This window comes from Caulobacter soli, from assembly GCF_011045195.1.
Classification (GTDB): Bacteria; Pseudomonadota; Alphaproteobacteria; order Caulobacterales; family Caulobacteraceae; genus Caulobacter; species Caulobacter soli.
Genome location: NZ_CP049199.1, coordinates 2,406,756 through 2,427,494 on the forward strand (window position 1 = coordinate 2,406,756; position 20,739 = coordinate 2,427,494).

General features: G+C 68.8%; 16 protein-coding genes, 1 tRNA gene and 1 riboswitch. Of the genes, 10 read left to right on the forward strand and 7 right to left on the reverse strand.

The window, feature by feature from the left end:
* Window positions 1-86: 86 nt before the first annotated feature.
* The 5 genes from cobW to G3M62_RS11340 are packed head-to-tail and all read left to right on the forward strand — an operon-like array spanning window position 87 to window position 6,720.
* Complete coding sequence (gene cobW, locus G3M62_RS11320) at window positions 87-1,121, forward strand: cobalamin biosynthesis protein CobW (RefSeq protein ID WP_165187069.1); 1,035 nt, start codon at window positions 87-89, stop codon at window positions 1,119-1,121.
* A complete protein-coding gene (gene cobN / locus G3M62_RS11325) occupies window positions 1,121-4,828 on the forward strand; it encodes a cobaltochelatase subunit CobN (protein WP_165187071.1) in 3,708 nt (1,235 codons plus the stop codon). Before cobW ends, cobN begins: the two co-directional genes overlap by 1 nt.
* Complete coding sequence (gene cobO, locus G3M62_RS11330) at window positions 4,825-5,436, forward strand: cob(I)yrinic acid a,c-diamide adenosyltransferase (protein WP_165187072.1); 612 nt, start codon at window positions 4,825-4,827, stop codon at window positions 5,434-5,436. The genes cobN and cobO overlap by 4 nt, the downstream gene beginning before the upstream one ends.
* The gene (locus tag G3M62_RS11335) at window positions 5,433-5,849 is read left to right on the forward strand and encodes a DUF1636 domain-containing protein (RefSeq protein ID WP_165187074.1); all 417 of its coding nucleotides are present in this window, start codon (window positions 5,433-5,435) and stop codon (window positions 5,847-5,849) included. The genes cobO and G3M62_RS11335 overlap by 4 nt, the downstream gene beginning before the upstream one ends.
* The gene (locus tag G3M62_RS11340; RefSeq protein ID WP_246263559.1) at window positions 5,842-6,720 is read left to right on the forward strand and encodes an ABC transporter substrate-binding protein; all 879 of its coding nucleotides are present in this window, start codon (window positions 5,842-5,844) and stop codon (window positions 6,718-6,720) included. The genes G3M62_RS11335 and G3M62_RS11340 overlap by 8 nt, the downstream gene beginning before the upstream one ends.
* Here the strand turns inward: G3M62_RS11340 and G3M62_RS11345 are convergent.
* From G3M62_RS11345 to G3M62_RS11355, 3 genes are all read right to left on the reverse strand, one after another.
* Entirely contained in the window at window positions 6,713-8,218 is a 1,506-nt protein-coding gene (locus G3M62_RS11345; RefSeq protein WP_165187075.1) for a PepSY domain-containing protein, read from the reverse strand. The two genes, G3M62_RS11340 and G3M62_RS11345, sit on opposite strands and share 8 nt — an antisense overlap.
* Complete coding sequence (locus G3M62_RS11350) at window positions 8,218-10,194, reverse strand: TonB-dependent receptor plug domain-containing protein (protein WP_205691992.1); 1,977 nt, start codon at window positions 10,192-10,194, stop codon at window positions 8,218-8,220. The genes G3M62_RS11345 and G3M62_RS11350 overlap by 1 nt, the downstream gene beginning before the upstream one ends.
* 179 nt (window positions 10,195-10,373) lie before the next feature.
* Window positions 10,374-10,594, reverse strand: a riboswitch (cobalamin riboswitch).
* Between the two features lie 105 nt (window positions 10,595-10,699).
* Window positions 10,700-10,789: transfer RNA gene (locus tag G3M62_RS11355), tRNA-Ser, on the reverse strand.
* Window positions 10,790-10,930: 141 nt separating this feature from the next.
* Between G3M62_RS11355 and G3M62_RS11360 the strand changes: the two genes are divergently transcribed.
* The 5 genes from G3M62_RS11360 to G3M62_RS11380 are packed head-to-tail and all read left to right on the forward strand — an operon-like array spanning window position 10,931 to window position 15,190.
* A complete protein-coding gene (locus G3M62_RS11360) occupies window positions 10,931-11,917 on the forward strand; it encodes a septal ring lytic transglycosylase RlpA family protein (RefSeq protein WP_165187079.1) in 987 nt (328 codons plus the stop codon).
* Window positions 11,918-11,971: 54 nt separating this feature from the next.
* The gene (gene tmk, locus G3M62_RS11365; RefSeq protein ID WP_165187080.1) at window positions 11,972-12,598 is read left to right on the forward strand and encodes a dTMP kinase; all 627 of its coding nucleotides are present in this window, start codon (window positions 11,972-11,974) and stop codon (window positions 12,596-12,598) included.
* A 3-nt stretch (window positions 12,599-12,601) separates the two neighbouring features.
* Window positions 12,602-13,606, forward strand: coding sequence for a DNA polymerase III subunit delta' (locus tag G3M62_RS11370; RefSeq protein WP_165187082.1), 1,005 nt, complete (start codon window positions 12,602-12,604; stop codon window positions 13,604-13,606).
* A 4-nt stretch (window positions 13,607-13,610) separates the two neighbouring features.
* A complete protein-coding gene (locus tag G3M62_RS11375; protein ID WP_165187084.1) occupies window positions 13,611-14,390 on the forward strand; it encodes a TatD family hydrolase in 780 nt (259 codons plus the stop codon).
* Window positions 14,387-15,190, forward strand: a complete 804-nt coding sequence (locus tag G3M62_RS11380) for an MBL fold metallo-hydrolase (RefSeq protein ID WP_165187086.1) — start codon at window positions 14,387-14,389, stop codon at window positions 15,188-15,190. The genes G3M62_RS11375 and G3M62_RS11380 overlap by 4 nt, the downstream gene beginning before the upstream one ends.
* Before the next feature lie 77 nt (window positions 15,191-15,267).
* Here the strand turns inward: G3M62_RS11380 and G3M62_RS11385 are convergent, their stop codons facing one another.
* The 4 genes from G3M62_RS11385 to G3M62_RS11400 form a co-directional block, all read right to left on the reverse strand.
* Entirely contained in the window at window positions 15,268-16,560 is a 1,293-nt protein-coding gene (locus G3M62_RS11385) for an alginate lyase family protein (protein WP_246263560.1), read from the reverse strand.
* Between the two features lie 106 nt (window positions 16,561-16,666).
* Window positions 16,667-18,127, reverse strand: a complete 1,461-nt coding sequence (locus G3M62_RS11390) for an efflux transporter outer membrane subunit (RefSeq protein ID WP_165187087.1) — start codon at window positions 18,125-18,127, stop codon at window positions 16,667-16,669.
* On the reverse strand, window positions 18,111-19,640 hold the full coding sequence (locus G3M62_RS11395) for a DHA2 family efflux MFS transporter permease subunit (RefSeq protein ID WP_165187089.1): 1,530 nt from the start codon (window positions 19,638-19,640) through the stop codon (window positions 18,111-18,113). Before G3M62_RS11395 ends, G3M62_RS11390 begins: the two co-directional genes overlap by 17 nt.
* On the reverse strand, window positions 19,637-20,686 hold the full coding sequence (locus tag G3M62_RS11400; protein ID WP_246263561.1) for an HlyD family secretion protein: 1,050 nt from the start codon (window positions 20,684-20,686) through the stop codon (window positions 19,637-19,639). Before G3M62_RS11400 ends, G3M62_RS11395 begins: the two co-directional genes overlap by 4 nt.
* Window positions 20,687-20,739 lie beyond the last annotated feature (53 nt).

Consider the following 20,739-nt stretch of genomic DNA (forward strand, 5'->3'; position numbering starts at 1 on the left):
TTCGCCCGTGGTCCGCGCACCGTGACGTTCCCCGTCAGACCTGTGAACTGACACAGGCAGGCCCAAACGGCCAGGGAACGTGCGAGATGGCGAGAATTCCAACGACCGTGGTGACCGGCTTCCTGGGAAGCGGCAAGACCACCTTGATCCGCAACCTGCTGGAAAACGCCGGCGGGCGGCGGCTGGCCGTGGTGGTCAACGAGTTCGGCGACGTCGGCATCGATGGCGAGATTCTGCGCGGCTGCGGCGTCGAGGGTTGCGCCGACGAGGACATCATCGAGCTGGCCAACGGCTGCATCTGCTGCACCGTGGCCGACGACTTCCTGCCGACCCTGCGCAAGCTGATCGATCGGCCCAATCCGCCCGAGCATATCCTGGTCGAGACCTCGGGCCTGGCCCTGCCCAAGCCCCTGGTGAAGGCCTTCACCTGGCCGGAGGTTCGAACCCGCGCCACGGTGGATGGGGTGATCGCAGTGATCGACGCCGACGCGGTGGCCGCCGGCCGCTTCGCCCATGACGAGGCCGCCCTGGCCAAGGCCCGTCTGGCCGATCCGACGCTCGATCACGACACCCCGCTGGAGGAGCTGTTCGAGGAGCAACTGGGCTGCGCCGACCTGGTGATCCTCAACAAGACCGACCTGGTGGACGCGGCGACCCTGGCCCGCGTCGAGGCCGAGTTGGCCGAGCATCTGCGGCCGGGCGTCAAGGTGGTCCACGCCAGCCACGGCGCGCTGGATCCGGCCATCCTGCTGGGCCTGGGCGTCGCCGCCGAGGACGACCTGGACAGCCGCAAGTCGCACCACGAGGGCGAAGAGGACCACGATCACGATGACTTCGACAGCTTCGTCGTGCGCGGCGGGACCGTGGCCAATGTCGAGCTGCTGGCGGCGGGCCTGACCAGCGCCCTGGTCAGCCATGATATCCTGCGGCTGAAGGGCGTGGTCGCCATTACGGGCAAGCCTGCCCGGCTGATCGTCCAGGCGGTGGGACCGCGCGTCCAGACCTATTTCGACCGGCCGTGGCGCGAGGGTGAAGCCCGCGCTTCGTCGCTGGTGGTGATCGGCGAGAAGGGGCTGGACCAGGCCGCCATCACCCCGCTGCTCCAGGCCGCGCTCGCCTGATGCACCTGCTGGCGGTCCAGCCCGGCGCGATCCTCGACGGCGAGGAGGCGGTCGACCTGGGGCAGACCCCCGGCGACATCGTCGTGCTGTCGGCCGCCGACAGCGACCTGGCCTGCCTGTCGCAAGCCGTGGCCGGACTGCCGGACGACTTCCCGGCTGTCCGCCTGGCCAATCTGCTGCGCCTGAAACATCCGCTGTCGGTCGACCTCTATGTCGAGACGGTGATCGACAAGGCCGCGATCGTCGTGGCGCGGCTGGTCGGTGGCCGCGCTTACTGGCCCTACGGTTTGGACGAGATCGCCCGATCCTGCCGCGAGCGCGGCGCGCTGTTCGTCGCGCTGCTGGACGAGGAGGCGGAAGGCGAGGGGCTGGCCCTGTCGGTCGCCCCGCGCGAGGTCTCCGATCGAATCTTCGGCTATCTGCGCCAGGGCGGGATCGGCAACGCCCGCAGTCTGCTGCTCTACGCCGCCGACCTGATCGGCAGGAAGGGCGAGGTCTGGGCCGAACCCGCGCCGCTGCTCGACGCCGGCTTCTACTGGCCGGGCGAGCGGTTCACCGATCTGGCCGGACTGCGGGCGCGCTGGGCGCCGGATCGGCCGACCGCGGCCCTGGTGTTCTATCGCGCCCTGGTCGCCTCGGGCACGACCCAGGCGATCGACGCCCACATCAGGGCTCTGGAGGCGCGCGGCTTCAATGTCGCGCCGATCTTCGTCCAGAGCCTGAAGAACGCCTTCGCCGCCGGCCTGGTCGCCGACACGCTGGCTGAGACCGGTTGTGACGTGGTGCTCAACGCCACGGCCTTCGCGGTTTCCAACCCCGGCGATGGTCGCCGCCGGAGCCCGCTGGAGGCCAGCGGCGCGCCGGTGCTGCAACTGGTGTTCGCCGGCGTCGATCGCGCGGCCTGGGAGGCCAGCGCTCGAGGCCTGGGCGTGCGGGACCTGGCCATGAACGTCGCCTTGCCGGAGGTCGACGGCCGCCTGTTGGCCGGGGCGACGGCGTTCAAGGCCGGTCTGCGCTTCGACGCCCGCACCCAATGCGACGTGGTCAGTCACGCCGCCGCCGAGGACCGCATCGCCTTCGCCGCCGACATGGCCAAGGGCTGGGCCGACCTGCGTCGCGCCGCGCTGGCCCAGCGCCGCGTAGCGCTGGTCATGGCCAACTATCCCAATCGCGACTCCCGACTGGGCAACGGCGTGGGACTGGACACCCCGGCCAGCGTCACCGCGATCCTGGTGGCGCTGAAGACCGCTGGCTATACGGTTGACGGCGCACCGGAAACCTCCGCCGCGCTCATGGATCGCTTGCGAGAGGGCGTGGCCAACGCCGCCGCGAGCGGCCGGCTGGCGGGGCCGGTGCTGGGTTTCGACGCCTACATGGCTTTCTTCGCGACCCTGCCGAAGGCGACCCGCGACGCCGTCATGGCCCGCTGGGGCGAGCCCTACAACGATCCCAGCTTCGACGCCCTGGCCGATGGCTTCCATCTGCCGATCCACGTCTTCGGCAAAGTCGTGGTCGGGGTGCAGCCGGCGCGCGGCTACAACATCGATCCCAAGGCCACCTACCACGACCCCGACCTGGTCCCGCCGCACAACTATCTGGCCTTCTACGCCTGGCTGCGGACGGCGTTCCGGGCGCATGCGGTGGTCCATGTCGGCAAGCACGGCAATCTGGAATGGCTGCCCGGCAAGGCCCTGGCCCTGTCGGACGGCTGTTTCCCGCAGGCGATCGCTGGCCCGACGCCGCAGCTCTATCCATTCATCGTCAACGATCCGGGCGAGGGGACCCAGGCCAAGCGCCGGATCGGCGCGGTGATCATCGACCATCTGACGCCGCCGCTGACGCGCGCTGAAAGCTACGGCCCGCTCAAGGCGCTGGAGGCCTTGGTCGACGAATATTACGAGGCCGCCGGCCTGGATCCTCGCCGCCTCAAGCCGCTGCGCGACGAAATCCTCGCCCTGGCCGCCAGCCAGGGCCTGGACGTCGACTGCGGCATGGACCTGACCGACGAGGACCAGGCCCTGTCGGCGCTCGACAATTACCTGTGCGACCTCAAGGAAATGCAGATCCGCGACGGCCTGCACGTGTTCGGCGCCTCGCCGGAGGGGCGGCTGCGCGACGACCTGGTGGTGGCCCTGGCTCGCACGCCACGGGGAATGGGCAAGGGGCGCGAGGCGTCGCTGCTGCGCGCCTTGGCGGGCGATCTGGATCTGGACTTCGATCCGCTGGACGCGCGGCTCGGCGACGCCTGGACGGGTTTCAAGCCGATGGCCCTGGCCAGATTGTCGGACGCGCCCTGGCGCACGGTCGGCGACACGGTCGAGCGGCTGGAGTTGTTGGCGTCTCGCCTCGTGGCGGGTGAGACCGTTTCGGCGGATTGGTCTCGAACCGCCGAAGTGATGGCCGAGGTCACGGGCGAGCTGACGCCGCGCGTCGACGCTTGCGGCGAAGCCGAGATGGCGGCGCTGCTGGCCGGGCTCGACGGGCGGTTCGTGGCGCCGGGACCGTCGGGCGCGCCGACCCGGGGACGACCCGATGTTCTGCCGACAGGGCGCAACTTCTATTCGGTTGACACCCGCGCGGTGCCGACGCCGACCGCCTGGCGCCTGGGCTGGGCCTCGGCCCAGTTGCTGGTCGAGGACCATCTGCAGCAGGTCGGCGACTATCCCAAGGCCGTGGCGCTGTCGGCCTGGGGCACGGCCAACATGCGCACCGGCGGTGACGATATCGCGCAAGCCCTGGCCCTGATGGGCTGCCGGCCGACCTGGGAACACGCGACGGGCCGGGTGACGGGGTTCGAGGTCTTGCCTCTCGCGAAGCTGGGCCGACCGAGGGTCGACGTCACTCTGCGCATCTCCGGCTTCTTCCGCGACGCCTTCGCCCCGCAGATCGATCTGCTCGACAGCGCCGCCCGCGCGGTCATGGCCCTGGACGAGCCGGCCGATGAAAACCCCGCCGCCGCCCGCTTTCAGGCCGAAGGAGGGGACGAGGCGGCGGGCGTGCGGATCTTCGGCTCAAAACCCGGCGCCTATGGCGCGGGCCTGCAGGCGATGTTCGACGAGAACCTGTGGAAAGAGCGGGCCGATTTGGCCGAGGCGTTCCTGGTCTGGGGCGGCTACGGCTATGGCGCGGGCGGCGAGGGGACGGCGGCCCGTCCGGTGCTGGAGCGCCGCCTGGCCCAGGTCGACGCGGTGATCCACAATCAGGACAACCGCGAGCACGACCTGCTCGACAGCGACGACTACTACCAGTTCGAGGGCGGGCTGACCGCGACGGTGACCGAGCTGAAGGGCGCGGCGCCGCGCGTCTATCACAACGACCATTCGCGCCCCGAGCGGCCGGTGATCCGCACCCTGGAAGACGAGATCGCCCGCGTGGTCCGCGCCCGTCTGGTGAACCCCAAGTGGATCGCGGGCGTCATGCGCCACGGTTACAAGGGGGCGTTCGAGATCGCCGCCAGCATCGACTACCTGTTCGCCTTCGCCGCCACGACGGGCGCGGTGCGCGACCACCATTTCGACCTGGCCCATGACGCCCTGATCGCCGACGAGGTGGTGGCCGACTTCATGCGCCAGGCCAATCCCGACGCCTTGCGCGAGACCGCCGCCCGACTGCTTGAGGCGATCGCGCGGGGCCTCTGGAAACCTCGATCCAACAGCGCCGCCGAGCGCCTGCGCCTGCTCGCCCAAATTCAGGAGACCGCCGCATGAGCGACGAAGCCGACCTCAACGCCAAGCACAACGCCAAGATGGCCAAGATCCAGGCCGCCCGTGCCAAGATCATGGCCGAGCGCCAGATCGAAAAGGGCCTGCTGATCGTCCATACCGGCACGGGCAAGGGCAAGACCACGGCCGCCCTGGGCATGGTCTGCCGCGCCATCGGCCACGGCCAGAAGGTGGCGGTGATCCAGTTCGTGAAGGGCGCGCTGAAGACCGGCGAGAAGGTCGTGTTCGACGCCTTCCCCGACAGCGTCGAGTTCAAGCCGATGGGCGAGGGCTTCACCTGGGACACCCAGGACCGGGCCCGCGACATCGCCGTGGCCCGCGAGGCCTGGGAGACGGTCAAGGCGCGCATCGCCGATCCCGAGATCGACATGGTGGTCTGCGACGAGCTGAACATCGTGCTGCGCTACGACTACCTGCCGGTCGACGAGGTGCTGGAGGCGATCACCGCCCGCGCCGACGGCAAGCACGTGATCGTCACCGGCCGCAACGCGCCCCAGGCGCTGATCGACGCGGCCGACCTGGTCACCGAGATGACCATGGTCAAGCACCCCTTCCGGTCCGGCGTGAAGGCCCAGGCGGGGATCGAGTTTTGACCTTGCTGCGCGACGCCGCCGAGGGCGCGAGCCTGGTCGTCTGCAACACCTGCCGCTTCTCGGCCGAGGACCGCGAGGACGCTAACGGCGTGCGCGGCGGAGCCCACCTTGTCGCCGCCCTGCGCGCCCAGAAGGACGGCGACGCGAGGCTGGACGACCTGGCGGTCGAGGAGATGCCGTGCCTGTTCAACTGCACGCAGCACTGCTCGATCCACGTCCGGTCGCCGGGCAAGATCGGCTATGTGCTGGGGCGGTTCGAACCCACCGCCGAGGCGGCGCGCGCCATCCTCGACTATGCGATCGCCTACATGGCCAGCGAGGAGGGCGTGGTGCCCTACCGTCAGTGGCCAGAGGGCGTGAAGGGTCATTTCATCGTCCGGGTGCCGCCGGTCGGAAAGGTCGTGCGTGACTGACGCCGTCACCCGCCGCGCCGCCGCCGTCGGTCTGCTGCTGAGCGGCCTGGGCGGAGCCGCCCAAGCCTCGGTCGCCGCACGTCGCGTGGTGTCGATCGGCCAGTGCCTGGACGTGGTGCTGACCGAGGTCGCCGACCGCGACCAGATCGCCGCCCTCAGCCACTTCTCTCGCGATCCCGAGACCTCGACCATCGCCGACCTGGCGCGGACGTTGCCCTACACCCACGAGAGCGCCGAGGAGGTGATTGCGCTGAATCCGGACCTGGTGATCGCCAGCCGCCGCTCGGGCCTGCAAACCCGCACGGCGTTGAAGCTGATGGGCGTGCGGGTCAAGGAGTTCGGCGTGCCCGAGAGCGTCGCGGCCAGCCTCAAGCAGGTGCGCGACATCGCCAAGCTGGTGGGCCAGCCGATGCGCGGCGAGATGGTCGTCGCGCGGATCGAGCGCGCCCTGGCCGAAGCGGCCCCGCCGCCCGGTCATCGCCCGATCAAGGCTCTGGTCTACGAAGGCAAGGGCCTGGCGGCGGGGCACGGCACCCTGGTCGACGAGATGATGGAGCGCTGCGGCTTCGAGAACGTCGCGGGACGCTATGGCCTGAAGAAGTGGGGCAATGTCCCGCTGGAGATGGTGCTGGCCGATCCGCCCGAAGTGCTGCTGGCCGGCGAGGCCTTCCAGGGCGCGCCGACCTGGGCCGACCGGATCATTCGGCATCCGGCTCTGCGTCGCTTGGAGCCCAACACCTTCCGCGCGGCCTTCCACCAGCGCCTGCTCTATTGTGGCGGTCCGGTGCTGATCCAGACCGCCGCGGCGTTGAAGAAGGCGCGCCAGGACACCCTGGCCTGGCAGGCGCGACGGCTGTCGACGATCAGCTAGGGCGAGGTCGCTTCTTCTTCAGCGCCGCCAGATCCGCGGCGAGCCGTCGCCAGCCAATGACGACGCCGCTGATCGAGACGATCAGTCCGGCGGCGCTGAGCAGCCAGACCACCACGTCCCAAAGCGGGCGATGGCGGATCAGGAAGCCGAAGTCGAGGCTGTGCAGGGCCGAGAAGGTCCAGCGGTAAAGACGCAGGGACTTGTCGGCCACGCCCACCATCCGGCCGCTGGCCGGGTCGATGTAGAACCAGCTCCGCGCAGGATCGTCGAACTTGGCCACCAGGACGGGCAGGGGCGCGCGGTCGTGGTGCGAGTACCAGTAGGCGTCGTCCTGGATGAGGCGCTCGCGGACGACCATGTGCGCGCCCGGCACGAGGTCGGCGGCGCGGTCGAACAGCTCGGCCTGGCCGAGGATCACGGGACGACCGTTCGTCGGGTCCAGCACGGCGCGGGCGTCCGGTCCGGTGTCGACCAGCATCAGCGGCCGATCGCCCAGCCAGTAGAAGCGCGCGACCCTGTCGCCGGTCCGATCCCGCAAGGCGGCGGCGTCCAGCGGGTAGGGGGTCTTGGGCGCCGCCATCCAGGCCTTGCGGCCGACCATGACGGCGTCGCCTGGACCGCCCCAGTCGTTGGGGTTCATCGACATCCAGCCGCTGAACACCCAGGTCAGGACGAAGAGGCCTCCGACCAGGCCGGCCAGGTGGTGCCAGGTCATCCAGCCGCGATAGGGCGACATCCGGCCGCCGGCGTAGCGTCGCTTGATCCGCACCCGCAACAGGCCGATCCAGATCCCTGTCGCGGCCCCGACCATGCCCAGGCCCGAGGTCCACAGCACCACCTGGGTCCAGGCCTGGGGCATGGACCGCAGGGCGGTGAAGTAGAGCCAGTGCGGCACCGCGCCCAGCCAGTTCCAGAACCGCTCGGTCCGATGGGTGTCGAGCACGATCTCGCCGCCCTTGGCGCCAACATAGATCTGCGTTCCGGCCGGATCGTCCAGGGCGAACAGATGCAAGGGACGGGCGGCGTTGAACGACTGGGCCACCGTCCACTGATCGCGGTCCAGCGTGCGCAGGAAGCGCGGTGTCGTCCCAGGATAGGCGGTTGCCACGACCTCTTGCGCCGTGGCCACGTCGGTCGCGCCGATCACCCGGCCGTCGATCGCCGAGACACCGATCCGCTTGCGATCCTGGACCAGGCGATAGACCGGTTCGTCCCCCCACATCGACAAGGTCAGGTCGGCTGGGAAGGCCTTGAGCCCGGCCCTGTCGAGCGCGGCCTGAGGGCCCAGATTCACTTGGCTCCAGGCGATCGGCGAACTGTGCGCCACCCTTTCCGCTTCCACGAAGTGGGGGAAGCGGACGTACATCATCACCAGTCCCGACAGGAACCAGAGCACGAACAGCAGGCAGGCGGCGATGCCCAGCCAGCGATGGACGAAGTAGAGCCAGCGCTTGCCGATCTTCCATACCCCGCGCCAACTGAGCGTCGCCGCGCCCATCAGAAGGCGTAGGTGTAGCGGACGCTCGCGGTGCGCGGGACGCCGAGGTTGCGATAGAGGAACCGGCTGGTCCCGCTGTCGACCACCGCCGAGCCCAGGCGCGCGGCGTAGTCGGTGTCGAACAGGTTCTGCACCCGCGCGCCCAGGCGGTGATGGTGCGCCTGGCCGTCCAGGAAGACGTGAGCGGCCAGGTCGACCACGGTGTAGTCGCCGTAGTTCAACCGACCAAAGCCGCTGACCGTCTGGTAGACGTCGCCCGTCCAGTTGACTGACAGGTTCGCGCCGAACGCCTGGCCCGCCGGCGCGTAGTCCAGCGAGGCCTTGGCGAAGTCGACCGGCGTGCGGTCGCGCTGCAGGCTGGAGCCCTCGTCGCGCGACCTGGTGTGGGTGTAGCTGGCGTTGAGGCTGAAGTCCTGGCCCAGACGCGCCTGCACCGCCGCCTCGGCGCCGGAGACCTTCACCAGCCCGTCGACATTGACATAGAGGCCCTCGGGATAGGCCGGATCGTCATAGACGTCGCTGATCAGGTTATCGATTCGCCGGCCGAAACCCGTCAGCTTCCAGCTGACGCTGTCGCCCCACGTCCCGCCGATCGCCAGGTTGAGGTTCTTGCTCTCCTCGGCCTTGAGGTCGGGATTGCCATGGACGGAGTCCGGATCGAAAGCGAACAGCTGCTCGGCGTCGGGCAACAGGAACGAGGTGCCGCCCACGCCCTCGACATAGACCGCCGGGGTCAGGTCATAGCGGCCGCTGACCGTCCAGATCGTGGTGTCGGCGCCCTGGCCATGGTTGTAGCGCAGGCCGGCGGTCAGCAGGGCGTGCTCGAGCAGGTCCGGCGTCGTGCGCACCTGGGCGATCAGGGCGTGGACCTGCTCGGTCTTGCCCTCGATCAGCAGGACTTCGTCACGGCCCTTGAAGTTCTGGAAGTCGTAGCCGAGCTCGTACTCGAAACCCTTGTTCAGGTTCAGCTTGACCAGGGCGCTGGCCCCGTAGTCGCGGTAGCCCCAGTAGGTGCCGGCCGGATAGATCACCTTGGGGCCGGTGGCCGTGTTCTGGACGTTCTCGTAGGTGGTGTCCCAGTCGTGCAGATAGCCCTTCAGGAAGAACTGGGCCGGTCCGTCGGGCGTGTAGTCCAGGCGGCCGCTGACGATGTCCTCGTCGCGGTCGTTGTAGCTCTTGCGCACCAGACGCGGCGACAGGTTGTCCAGGCGGGCGTCGGTGTGCTGCCAGTTGGCCGATAGGCGCAAGGTCTCGGTGAAGTCGAAGCCGTATTTGGCGCCCAGGGTGACGACGTCGTAGCCGCGCTTGCGGTCGGTCGCGCTGGGCTGGAACACGTCGTATTGTTGGTAGCCGTCGCTCTCGTCCTTCGAGGCGTAGGCGACGATCTTGTGGCGACCCAGGGCGCCGCGGACATAACCATCGGCGTGGACGGTGTCATGCCCGCCGCCGCCGATCGTCAGCTCGCCGCCGGGCGTGTCGGAGAAGGCACGGGTGACCACGTTGATCACCCCGGCCGAGGCCTGGGTGCCATAGAACAGGCCTTGGCCGCCCTTCAGCACCTCGACCCGCTCGATCATGCTGGCGGGCAGGGTGTCGACCGGCGTCGTGGAGTTATAGAGGCGGTTGTTGATCCGAACGCCATCGACGGTCCACAGCACGTCCTGAGTGCGCGAGCCCTGCAGCGACAGGTCGACATAGCTGAACGGACCGGCGCTGGGCGCGATGTAGAGGCCCGGCGTCAGGGTCTGCAGGGCCTGGGTGGTGTCGACGAAACCGCCGTTCTTGACTTGAGCGGCGGTGATGATCGCCACGTCGCTGCCGTAGCGCGACAGCTCCTGGGGCAGGGTCTCTTCCAGGCTCTTGGCGGTGACGACCACCTGGTCGACGGCGTTGCCGGGATCGACCTCGGCGGCCGTGGCGGCGAGCGGACAAAGCAGAACAGCCGCGATAGCGGCGTGCGAAATCAGTGTGGGCATGCGGCCCCCCATGGGCGTCCAGCGACATGGCGGAGAGCGTCCTCCAGGCGATCGCCCAGCGGTCGACGCACCGGCTGGCGCGGACGCGTGAAGCGCCGGCCGGTCCGGTCGATGCGGCTCTCCACCGCTTCTCGTCGCTCAGACGGGGTTCCGCGCCTTGACCAGCCCCTGGGTCACGGCAAGAGCGACCCACGCTGGCAGGTCTCCTGGCTCACGGGTCGACGCACGAAACACGGCCTTCCCAGGGCGAACCCCAGTGGCTGGCGACCAGTCAAGCTGGACGCCGTGCGCTTCGTACTCGCCGCTTACAGTTGCAGGGACAGCCGCAGATTTGGGGACCAAGGGCCCCGCACTGCATTCCCTTTTAAGCCCTCGCGGGCTCCAGCGCGGTCAGTGCGGCGCGCGCGAGCGCACGCCACGGTCGAGGCTGATAGCTTAAGTTTGGCGGAATGGGAACGATGTTCCGGGAACGCCAGATCTCTCATCGCGGATGCGATTCAGAGCCTGGCGGGCAGGGTGGGATTCGAACCCACGGTGGACTTTCACCCACGGCGGTTTTCAAGACCGCTGCCTTAAACCACTCGGCCACCTGCCCGGAGCAGGGGCGTATATCAGCGGTCGTGCGTCGGCTCCAGTCCGATTGCGGTCGGTTTGGTCGCACCTTTGATTAACCAGACCTCAAGTCTCCTGAACCACCCTGCTTTCCGATATACAACCTTCAGGAGGCTGTTCGGACATGGGATGCGAGGCGGGAGACCAATGGCGTCTGCTGCGCGGCGCAGCCGTGGCCGCCCTGGGCTGCGCGGGCCTGGCCGCCTGCGCCACGCCGTTGCCGACCCGCCTGCCGCAGACCGCCTCCACCGCCAGACCCTATTCCGGACCGCCCGCGCCAGGCTCGACCTCTGGTTTGCGCGGCACCGAAAAGCCCTATCAGATCAAGGGTGTCTGGTATTATCCCAAGTCCGATCCAGGTTATGACGAACGAGGGATCGGCTCGTGGTACGGCGAGCAGTTCCACAATCGCCGCACGGCCAATGGCGAGATCTTCGACATGGATCTGCCGTCGGCGGCGCACAAGACCCTGCCGCTGCCCAGCATCGTCGAGGTCACCAACCTGGACAACGGCCGCAAGATGCAGGTCCGGGTCAATGACCGCGGTCCCTTCGTCGACGGCCGCATCATCGACCTGTCCAAGGCCGCCGCCGAGCAATTGGGCTATGGTCGGGCGGGCGTCGCCCATGTCCGCGTCCGCTATATCGGTCCGGCCGGCAAGACGCCGTTCGACCAGCGTCGGATGATCGCCGCGGCTCCGCCGCCGGCCGAGCCGGGCTACGCCCCGCCGCCCAAGACCCAGGTCTATGCGGGCGGCCTGCCGCCGGCCCAGCCGGCCTATGGCCCACCGCCGCCGCCCAAGCTGGCCGATCCGGACTTCACGCCCTACGCGCCGCCGTCGCCGGCTCCAGCGATTCCCACCGAGTCGACGGTGGTCGCTGAAAGCGCCTACCGCGTCCAGGCCGGCTCGTTCGCCAGCCGCGACAACGCCGAGCGCGCGGCGGCTCAACTGGGCGGGGCCGGAGAGGCCTCGGTCGAGCCGGTCCAGCGCGCTCAAGGCGTACTCTATCGTGTGGTGGTCAAGGCCGGGCCCGACGAGGCCGAAGCCTTCGGCGTGCGCGATCGTGTCGCCGCCTTGGGCTTTTCCGACGCCACGGTGCTGCGCCCCTAAACGTCGCCGCGATCACCTCTGGACAAGACGGGCGTTACGGCCGATTTGAAGCCCGTGACGCGTGGAACCTTCATCAGTTTCGAGGGCGGCGAGGGGGCTGGAAAGTCCACCCAGATCCGCCGCTTGGCCGAACGCCTGAAGGCGGACGGCGCCGACGTGGTGCTGACCCGCGAGCCGGGCGGCAGCCCTGGCGCCGAGCAGATCCGCGACCTGATCCTGAACGGCGACATCGACCGCTGGTCGCCGGTCACCGAGACACTTCTGATGTACGCCTCGCGCCGCGATCACATCGAGCGGGTGATCCGGCCGGCCCTGGAGCGCGGGGCCATCGTGCTGTGCGACCGGTTCGCCGACAGCACCCGGGCCTATCAGGGCGCGGGCGGCGAAGCGCCGATCGGCCTGATCAAGGCGCTCGAGGAGCATGTTCTGGGCGGCACCGTTCCGGACCTGACCCTGATCTTCGACATTCCGGCCGAAACGGGCCTGGCGCGCGCCCTGGCCCGGGGCGGCGAGGCGCGCTTCGAGTCCAAGGGTCTGGCGTTCCATCAGCGCCTGGGCGAGGCCTTCCTGGAGATCGCCCGCCGCGAGCCGGAGCGCTGTGTCGTGATCGAAGCCGACGACGCCATCGACGCGGTCTGGGCGGACGTCTGGGCGGCCGTGTCCTCCCGGCTGGGCCTCTAGGCCGTGGACGCACCGCCTCATCCGCGCGACGTGTTCGGCATCGACGGCGTCGAGGCCGCCGAACTGGCCTTCCTGGACGCCCTGGATCGTGGTCGCCTGCACCACGCCTGGCTGCTGACGGGTCCCGAGGGCGTGGGCAAGGCGACCCTGGCCTACCGCATGGCCCGCCGCCTGCTCGGCGCGCGGCACGATCCGGCGTTTGGCGTCCTGGGCTCGGCCCCGACCGACGTCGTCAGCCGCCAGGTCGCGGCGCGCTCGCACCCGGATCTGATGGTGCTGGAGCGCGAGACCGACGACGGCAAGGCTCGCAAGTCGATCCCGGTCGACGAGGCTCGCCTGCTGCCGGCCTTCTTCGCCAATTCGCCGGCGATCTCGCCTTATCGCGTGGCGATCATCGACGCGGCCGATGACCTGAACGTCAACGCCGCCAACGCCGTATTGAAGACTCTTGAAGAGCCGCCGCCGCGTGGGGTGATCCTGCTGATCAGCCATTCGCCTGGCCGGTTGCTGCCGACCATCCGCTCGCGCTGCCGTCGCCTGGTGGTGCCCGCGCCGGACCTGTCCAAGGCCGCGGCCATGGTGGAGCGGCGGGCCGGCGTCTCAGCCCACGAGGCCGATCGCCTGGCGCGGATGGCCAAGGGAGCGCCGGGCCGCGCTCTGCAACTGGCCGCGGCCGGCGCCCTGGAGGCCGACGACGCGGCCGGCGAGATCCTGCGCAAGCTGCCCGATCTGGACGAAGGCGCGCTGCTGGCCATCGCCGACACCTTCCGGGGCGCGGAGGGCGCGGCGCGCTTCGAGCTGCTGTTCGATCGCTTGGGCGACCAGATCCACGCCATGGCCACCGGCATGGCGGGGGAACGCACCCCGGCGGGCCTGGACCGCTGGGTGGCGGCCTGGGAGAAGATCATGCGCGCGCCGGGCGAGGCCGAGGCCGTGAACCTCGACCGCGCCGACGTCTTCTGGACCGCGATCATGGACTTGCGCGCCGCCGCCCGGGCGGCCATGTGACCGCATGCTCATCGACAGCCACGTAAACCTGCACGCCCATCAGTACGACGAGGATCGCCAAGCGGTGATCGACCGCGCCCGCGAGGCCGGGATCGAACTGATGGTCACCATCTGCGACAAGATTCCGTCGTTCGAATCCGTCCATGCCATCGCCATGGCCAACGACGACATCTGGTGCACGGTCGGCGCTCACCCGCATGAGGCCAAGGACCACGTCGATCTGACGACCGAACGCCTGGTCGAGATGGCTGGCCGGTCCAAGGTGATCGGCATCGGCGAGACCGGCCTGGACTTCCACTACGACCTCAGCCCGCGCGACGTGCAGGCGAACGTATTCCGCGCCCACGTGGCGGCGGCGCGCCAGACCGGTTTGCCACTGGTGGTCCACACCCGCGAGGCGGATGACGTGATGGGCGCGATCCTCGAGGAGGAGCACGCCAAGGGGCCGTTCAAGATCCTGATGCACTGCTACACTAGCGATCCTGAACTGGCGAAGCGGGCGGCGGCGCTGGGGGCGTGGTTCTCGGTTTCGGGCATCGCCACCTTCAAGCAGGCTCAGGACGTGCGCGACATCATCGCCGACATGCCGGCCGACAAGATCATTCTCGAGACCGACTGCCCCTACTTGGCGCCCGTGCCGATGCGCGGCCGCCGCAACGAGCCGGCCTATCTGCCACACGTGCTGGACAAGCTGGCCGAGGTGCGGGGCTGGACCCGGGCCGAGGCCGAGCAGCGCACGGAAGACGCCTTCTTCGCCCTGTTCGACCGGATCCCTCGCGCATGACCGGAAAGCTGGAGTTCACGATCCTGGGCTCCGGCTCGTCGGGCGGCGTGCCGCGCGCGGACGGTAATTGGGGCGATTGCGACCCGGCCGAACCGAAGAACACCCGTACGCGCTGCTCGATGCTGGTGCGAAGGCCGGGCGCGGAGCCTTCGGCCGAGACAACGGTCGTCGTCGACACCGCGCCGGACTTCCGACTGCAGGCGGTAGGGGCAGGGGTCAGGCGGGTGGACGCCTGCCTGTTCACCCACGATCACGCGGACCAGGCCCACGGCATCGACGATCTGCGGCCGTTCTTCCTCAACGCCCGCAAGCGCGTCCCGACCTATATGGACGCCTATACGACGGCCAGCCTGGGGCGACGCTTCGACTACATCTTCCAGAGCCGGGGCGGCTATCCGGCCATCTGCGACGCGCATCTCATTCCGGCGCATGGCGAGCCCTGGGTGATCGACGGCCCCAGCGGCGCCATCCCGGTGACCACCTTCGACGTCGACCACGGCGAGATCCGCGCCGTCGGCTACCGGTTCGGCAAGGTCGCCTATACGCCCGACGCCATCGGCTTTCCCGAAGAGAGCTGGGCGGCTCTGAGCGACCTGGACGTCTGGGTGGTGGACGCCCTGCGTTGGACGCCGCATCCGACCCATGCCCATGTGGAGCTGGCGTTGGAATGGATCGCCCGCGCCAAACCGCGCCGCGCGATCCTGACGAACCTGCATATCGATCTGGATTTCAACGCCTTGGCGGCAAGACTTCCGCCTAATGTCGAACCCGCCTACGACGGCATGCGCTTCGAGGTCTGACGGAGTCGGTCAAGTCGACTTGAGCTCAAACTTGGCCATTGCTTGAAATACAAATGTTTACCGCAAAATCCTCGCCCTCAAGGCTTGATCGGCGCGGCCAGTAGGCGACTCAAATTCATCGGATAACGCCGCGCCAGCGTGTCAGCTTTTTCGGCCAAGCCCTTGTCGTGATAAGCTTCCGCCGCCGCCACGAACAGCGGCAGGGCCTCGGGCGTGGCGTCCTCGGGTTTCAGCTCCGGATAGGGAAAGCTGGCCTCCCGGCCGACATAGGGCGCCAGGAAGTCGAAGGCAGCGCGTAGGCCTTGGCCGTCGGTCGTCTGATAGCGCCAGAGGTCCAGGCCCACGCACCGCCCGAACTGGGCCGTGCCGACCAAGGCTTCGAGGGCGAAGTAGCTGTAGTGCAGGGCGCGGGTGCGGGTCAGTTCCAGCGGCAGCGAACCGTTTGGCGCGACCTGGGTCGCGATCCGTCGGACGCCGGCCTCGGCCACCACCTGGCGGGCCACGGCGTCCTGCCGGGCGAACAGCGCGAAGCCCGCCAGTTGGTAATCGAACCAGATCCCGTGATTGTTGCCGGCGGCCTGTTCCTCGCGACCGTTCGGATCGGTGCGCATCCAGGTCGCGTAGTCGGCGAACCAGTGCTCCAAGCCTTGCTGCTCGCCCTCCGACAAGGCGTTGGACGGAGCCAGCAGGCCAACGCCCTCGATCACCCGCAGCAGGCGATAGGTGTCGAGCACGCCTTCGGCCCGGCCGGTGCTGCGGCCCGGCACGCCTTGGGCGTATTTGGTGTTGGGGTTCATTCGGGTGGCCGGGTCCAGGAACCAGACACGCAACAGCTGCGCGGCCTTGGTCGCGTATCGAATGTCGCCGGTGAAGTAGTACGCCAAGGACAAGGCCTCGACCGAAGCGCTCATCGCGTCCAGATCGCTGACATCGAACGCGTTGGTCGATCGCTCCGGATTGAATTCGCCGTCGCGGCGGAGATAGGGCTCGCCCCCCGGCTTGCTGGAATCCGGCCACCAATAGGGACCCATCGAGATGTAGTCGTGCTTGTCGCCGCTGGGCGGGGTGCGAGTCTTGTCGACCACGGTATAGGTCGGTCCGGCCAAGGCTGTGTCGGCGCGCTTGATCACGGCGGCATAGGCCGGGGCTATGGTCGGGTCGGTGCGATGGGCCTTGGCGTATTCCAGGCCCTCGGGGCTCCAGCGAAAAACGCGCCGGCCACCGAAGGCCGCCGCGGTCCCGTCGCCGCCTCTGCAAACGCCGGCGGGGGCCGCCGGAACGATCGGCTCGGCGACGGCGGGGAAAGCCAAGCCAATGAACAACAGGGCCGTGAGACCGGCGCTGGCCGCCTTCATTCGCATGGTCATCATCCCGATCCTTCGACGCACCTTTGGGTTGGCGTCGCTTGGGCGAGAGCATAACGATCGAGCTGGTCCAGACAAGCCAATTGGCCTGACCAGATGCGAAACTGGTCAGTTAAGTCGCGGCGCTTCGCCAGTCCGCGCCCGACGCCGCGAACAGTCGCACCGCGTCGGCCAGGCGTTGGCCCTGAGCGCGTACCCGCGAGGCCTGGATCTCGTGAACTCGACGCTGAGCATCCAGTACCTCCAGCAGCGTGCCACCGCCCTTGTCGTAGGCGATCCGGGCTAGGCGCAGGCTTTCGCCGGCCTGGGTCTCTGAACGGCCATAGGCGGCGATCGCCGCGTCGTCGGCCGCCAGGGCCGACAGAGCGTCGGCGACCTGGGCGAAGGCCGTCAGCACTGTCTGCTGATAACGAGCCGAGGATGCCACGGCCGCTTCGCGCGCCTGCTGCCGACGAGCCTTCAGGGCGCCGCCGTTGAAGATTGGCGCGGTCAGGCCGGCGCCGACGTTCCAGGCTGTGGCGTCGTACGAAAAGATGTCCTGCGGTTTCAACGCGCCCTGGGTCAGGGATGCGGTCAGCTTGAGGTCGGGATAGAGATCGGCTGTCGCCACGCCGATGTCGGCGGTGGCCGCGTGCAGCTCGGCCTCGGCGGCCAGGATGTCCGGACGCTTGCGAACCAGGGCCGAGGGCAGGGCGACCGGCACGGGAGCGGCCAGGGTCAGATCAGCCAGAGTGAAATCCGGCGCGGTCCAGTCGGCCGGAGCGTGACCGACCAGCAGGGCCAGGGCGTGGCGGGCGGCGGCCAACTGACCCTCCAGGGGCGGCAGCAGGGCGCGGTCCTGCTCCAGCTGGCTCTGGGCCGAGACGCGCGCCGTGGCGGTCGAGCCGCCCAGGGCGTTGGCCTTGTGGACCAGATCGATATTGGCTTGGTCGGCGGCGATCATCTGGTTCACCGCCTCGATCTGGGCGTTGAGCGTGGCGATGGTCAGGGCCTGCAGCGCGACATTGGCCGTCAGGGTCAGGTAGGCCGCGTCGCTACGCCGGGCCTGGGCCTCGACGCGCGCGGCCGCGCCCTCGATCCGGCGCTTCTCGCCACCGAAGAGGTCCAGGTCATAGCCAACGCTTCCTCCGACCGAATAGAGGCTGAAGGTCGGGTTCTCGAGCTTGAGATCGCCGAAACTGGTGAAGCCGAAAGCCTGCAGGTTGGCGCGCTCGCGGTTCACGCCGGCCGTGGCGTCGACCTGAGGCCCAGCCGCGCCGCGCGCCTGGGCCAGGGCCGATTGGGACTGGCGCAGGGTGGCGTCGGCTTCAGCCAGGGTGGGGCTGTCGGCCAGGGCCTGGCGGATCGTGGCGTCCAGGGCGGGCGAGCCGAAGGCGTTCCACCACGGGCCGGCGACAGGCGCGGCGTCGAGACGGGCCTCGACCGGGGCGAGGTCGCCTTTGGCCGAATAGGTCGCGGTCCCTGGCGCGGAGGGCTGGGCGAAATTCGGCCCCACGGTCGTGCAGGCGCCGGCCACGGCGCTCAGGCTGACGGAAACGGCGAGGGCGGTGAGGCGCTTAGTGGTCAGCGACATGGACGGTCTCTCCCCCCGACTTCTTGGGGGTCTTCATGATCAGGATCAGGGGGGCGCACAGGAAAGTGACGCCCAGCATCAGCTGGAAATCGTCGACGTAGGACAACATGGCCGCCTGGCGCGAGATCAGGCCGTCGAGCCGGGCCATGGCCTCGGTCGTGGCGAAGGCCAGCGGCGCATAGGCGTGGAACAGCGGGTTGTCAGGCCGCGCATGCTCGACCAGCTTGGCATGGTGGACCTCCAGGCCGCTGACGAAGCGGGCCTGCATGATCGAAATGCCCACGGCCGAGCCGAAGTTGCGGATCAGGGTGAACAGACCAGCGCCCTCGGCCCGGTGCTGGGGCTGGACGGTGGCGAAGGCGATGGTGCTAAGCGGCACGAAGATCAGGCCCGTGCCGATGCCCGACAGGAAGCCGCCGATAACGATCAGGTGCTCGTCCATGGCGAGGCTGAACTGGGTCATGAACCACAGTCCCAAGGCGCTCGCGCCTAGTCCGATCGACAGCAGCGCCTTGATGGGAATCCGGCCGATCAGATGGCCGACGGTGAACATGGCGATGAACGAGCCGATGCCGCGTGGCATGCTCACCAGGCCCGTATAGGAGACCGAGTAGCCCAGCAGGTTCTGCATCAGCGGCGGCAGCAGGGCCAGGACGCTGAAGATCAGGATGCCGATGAAGAAGCCGAACACGCAACTGGTGACGAAATTGCTGTCGGCCATCAGGGTTCGGTCCACGAACGGCTTTTGCGCCGTGGCCAACTGCACCGCGAAGATCCAGAGCGCGATGACCCCGACGATCAGATAGGCCCAGATCTCGGTGGAGGCGAACCAGTCCTGGCTGGGGCCGCGGTCGAGCATGAGCTGGAAGCCGCCGATGGCGAAGGCCAGGCTGACGAAGCCCAGCACGTCGAACCGCTTATGGGCGCCCTTCTTTTCGGACAGGAACAGGAACACGCCGCAGAAGGCCAGGATGCCGATCGGCAGGTTGATGAAGAACACCCAGCGCCAGTCGAGATTGTCGGTCAGCCAGCCGCCCAGGACGGGGCCCAGCAGAGGTCCCAGCACCGCGCCGGCCGACCATGTGGCCATGGCCGAGCCGTGCTTTTCCGGCGGATTGATGTCGAGCAGGACGGCCTGCGACATCGGCACCAGGGCGGCGCCGAACAGGCCCTGCAGCAGGCGGAACAGCACGATCTCGAACAGGCTGTCGGCGATCCCGCATAGCATCGAGGCTACGATGAAGCCGCCGATCGACGCCAACAGCACGATCTTGCGCCCCAGGCGGTCGGCCAGGAAGCCGGTGAGCGGGGTCATGATCGTGGCCGCGACGATATAGGAGGTCAGCACCCAGGTGATCTGCTCGGCGGAGGCCGAGACGCTGCCCTGGATGTGGGGCAGGGCGACGTTGGCGATCGTGGTGTCCAGCGAGCTCATGACCGTCGCCAGCATGACGGCGATCGTGATCGGGACCCGGTTGGCCGCGTCGCCCTTGCCGGCGCCAGCCCCGGTCATTTGACCGCCGAACCCTTAGCCGGACGCACGTCGACCTTGACCTTGGCGCTGATGCCGGCGCTGAGCTGCGGTGCGCTCTCGTCCAGGGTCAGGCGGACGGGCAGGCGCTGGACGACCTTGACCCAGTTGCCGGTGGCGTTCTCGGGCGGCAGCAAGGCGAAGCTGGAACCGGTGCCCGGGCTGAAGCTGACCACATGGGCCTTCAGCGTGTGGTCATAGGCGTCGATCTTGATCGTCGCCGGCTGCCCCACCCGCATGTGAGCCAGTTGGTTTTCTTTGAAGTTGGCCTCGACCCACGGGCGGCCCGAGATCAGCCAGAACAGGGTCTGGGAGGCGGCGACGCGGTTGCCGACCTGCAGTTGCTCGACCTTGGTGACCACGCCGTCGGCGGGGGCCACGATCGTGGCGTAGCCGAGGTCCAGCCTGGCGCGGTCGAGGGCGGCCTTGGCCTGCATGACCTTGGGCTGACGGTCGGTGGCGACGTCGGCGCGGCCGCCGATATCGGCCAGGGCCGAGGCGATCTGCTGGCGGACCACGGCGATCTGGCGGCGAGCCTGTTCGGCGTCGTGGGCGGCGGCGTCGGCCTGGGCCTTGGTGGCGACGCCGGCGGCGGCCAGGTCACGCTGACGCGCGGCCTCGCGCGCCGTATAGGCGACGGTTTCCTGGGCGGCGGCCAGGTCGGCGTTGCGCTGGTCATAGACCGCGCGCGAGCCTTGCGTCTCGAAACGGGCGGCGGCCAGGGCGGCCTCGGCCTGAACCACGGCGACCTCGAAGTCGGCCGGATCGAGGCGGAACAGCACCTGGCCCTTCTTGACCGGCTGGTTCTCGCTGACGTCGATCTCGATCACCCGTCCGGCGACGCTGGGACTGATCGCGGCCCGCGCCGACTGGACATAGGCGTCGTCGGTCGACTCGAACTTGCCGCCGGTCAGCACGAAGAAAGCGACGATACCCGCGATGATCACCGGAACGCTGATCATCAGCGGTCCACGCAGACGTTGGCCCATTGTACGCCGGCCGACCTGATAACCTTCCGCGTCGCTCACGCGCTGCTCCACGTCTTAAAGCGGCCGACGTTCGCGCCGGCCGCGCATCTCGC

What these genes read in the sequence shown, in the direction of transcription:
- cobO (WP_165187072.1), top strand. Translation starts at nt 4,825, where the DNA reads ATGAGCGACGAAGCCGACCTCAACGCCAAGCACAACGCCAAGATGGCC.
- G3M62_RS11380 (WP_165187086.1), top strand. Translation starts at nt 14,387, where the DNA reads ATGACCGGAAAGCTGGAGTTCACGATCCTGGGCTCCGGCTCGTCGGGC.
- G3M62_RS11350 (WP_205691992.1), bottom strand. Translation starts at nt 10,194, where the DNA reads ATGCCCACACTGATTTCGCACGCCGCTATCGCGGCTGTTCTGCTTTGT.
- G3M62_RS11360 (WP_165187079.1), top strand. Translation starts at nt 10,931, where the DNA reads ATGGGATGCGAGGCGGGAGACCAATGGCGTCTGCTGCGCGGCGCAGCC.
- G3M62_RS11395 (WP_165187089.1), bottom strand. Translation starts at nt 19,640, where the DNA reads ATGACCGGGGCTGGCGCCGGCAAGGGCGACGCGGCCAACCGGGTCCCG.
- cobN (WP_165187071.1), top strand. Translation starts at nt 1,121, where the DNA reads ATGCACCTGCTGGCGGTCCAGCCCGGCGCGATCCTCGACGGCGAGGAG.
- cobW (WP_165187069.1), top strand. Translation starts at nt 87, where the DNA reads ATGGCGAGAATTCCAACGACCGTGGTGACCGGCTTCCTGGGAAGCGGC.
- G3M62_RS11375 (WP_165187084.1), top strand. Translation starts at nt 13,611, where the DNA reads ATGCTCATCGACAGCCACGTAAACCTGCACGCCCATCAGTACGACGAG.
- G3M62_RS11385 (WP_246263560.1), bottom strand. Translation starts at nt 16,560, where the DNA reads ATGATGACCATGCGAATGAAGGCGGCCAGCGCCGGTCTCACGGCCCTG.
- G3M62_RS11345 (WP_165187075.1), bottom strand. Translation starts at nt 8,218, where the DNA reads ATGGGCGCGGCGACGCTCAGTTGGCGCGGGGTATGGAAGATCGGCAAG.
- G3M62_RS11390 (WP_165187087.1), bottom strand. Translation starts at nt 18,127, where the DNA reads ATGTCGCTGACCACTAAGCGCCTCACCGCCCTCGCCGTTTCCGTCAGC.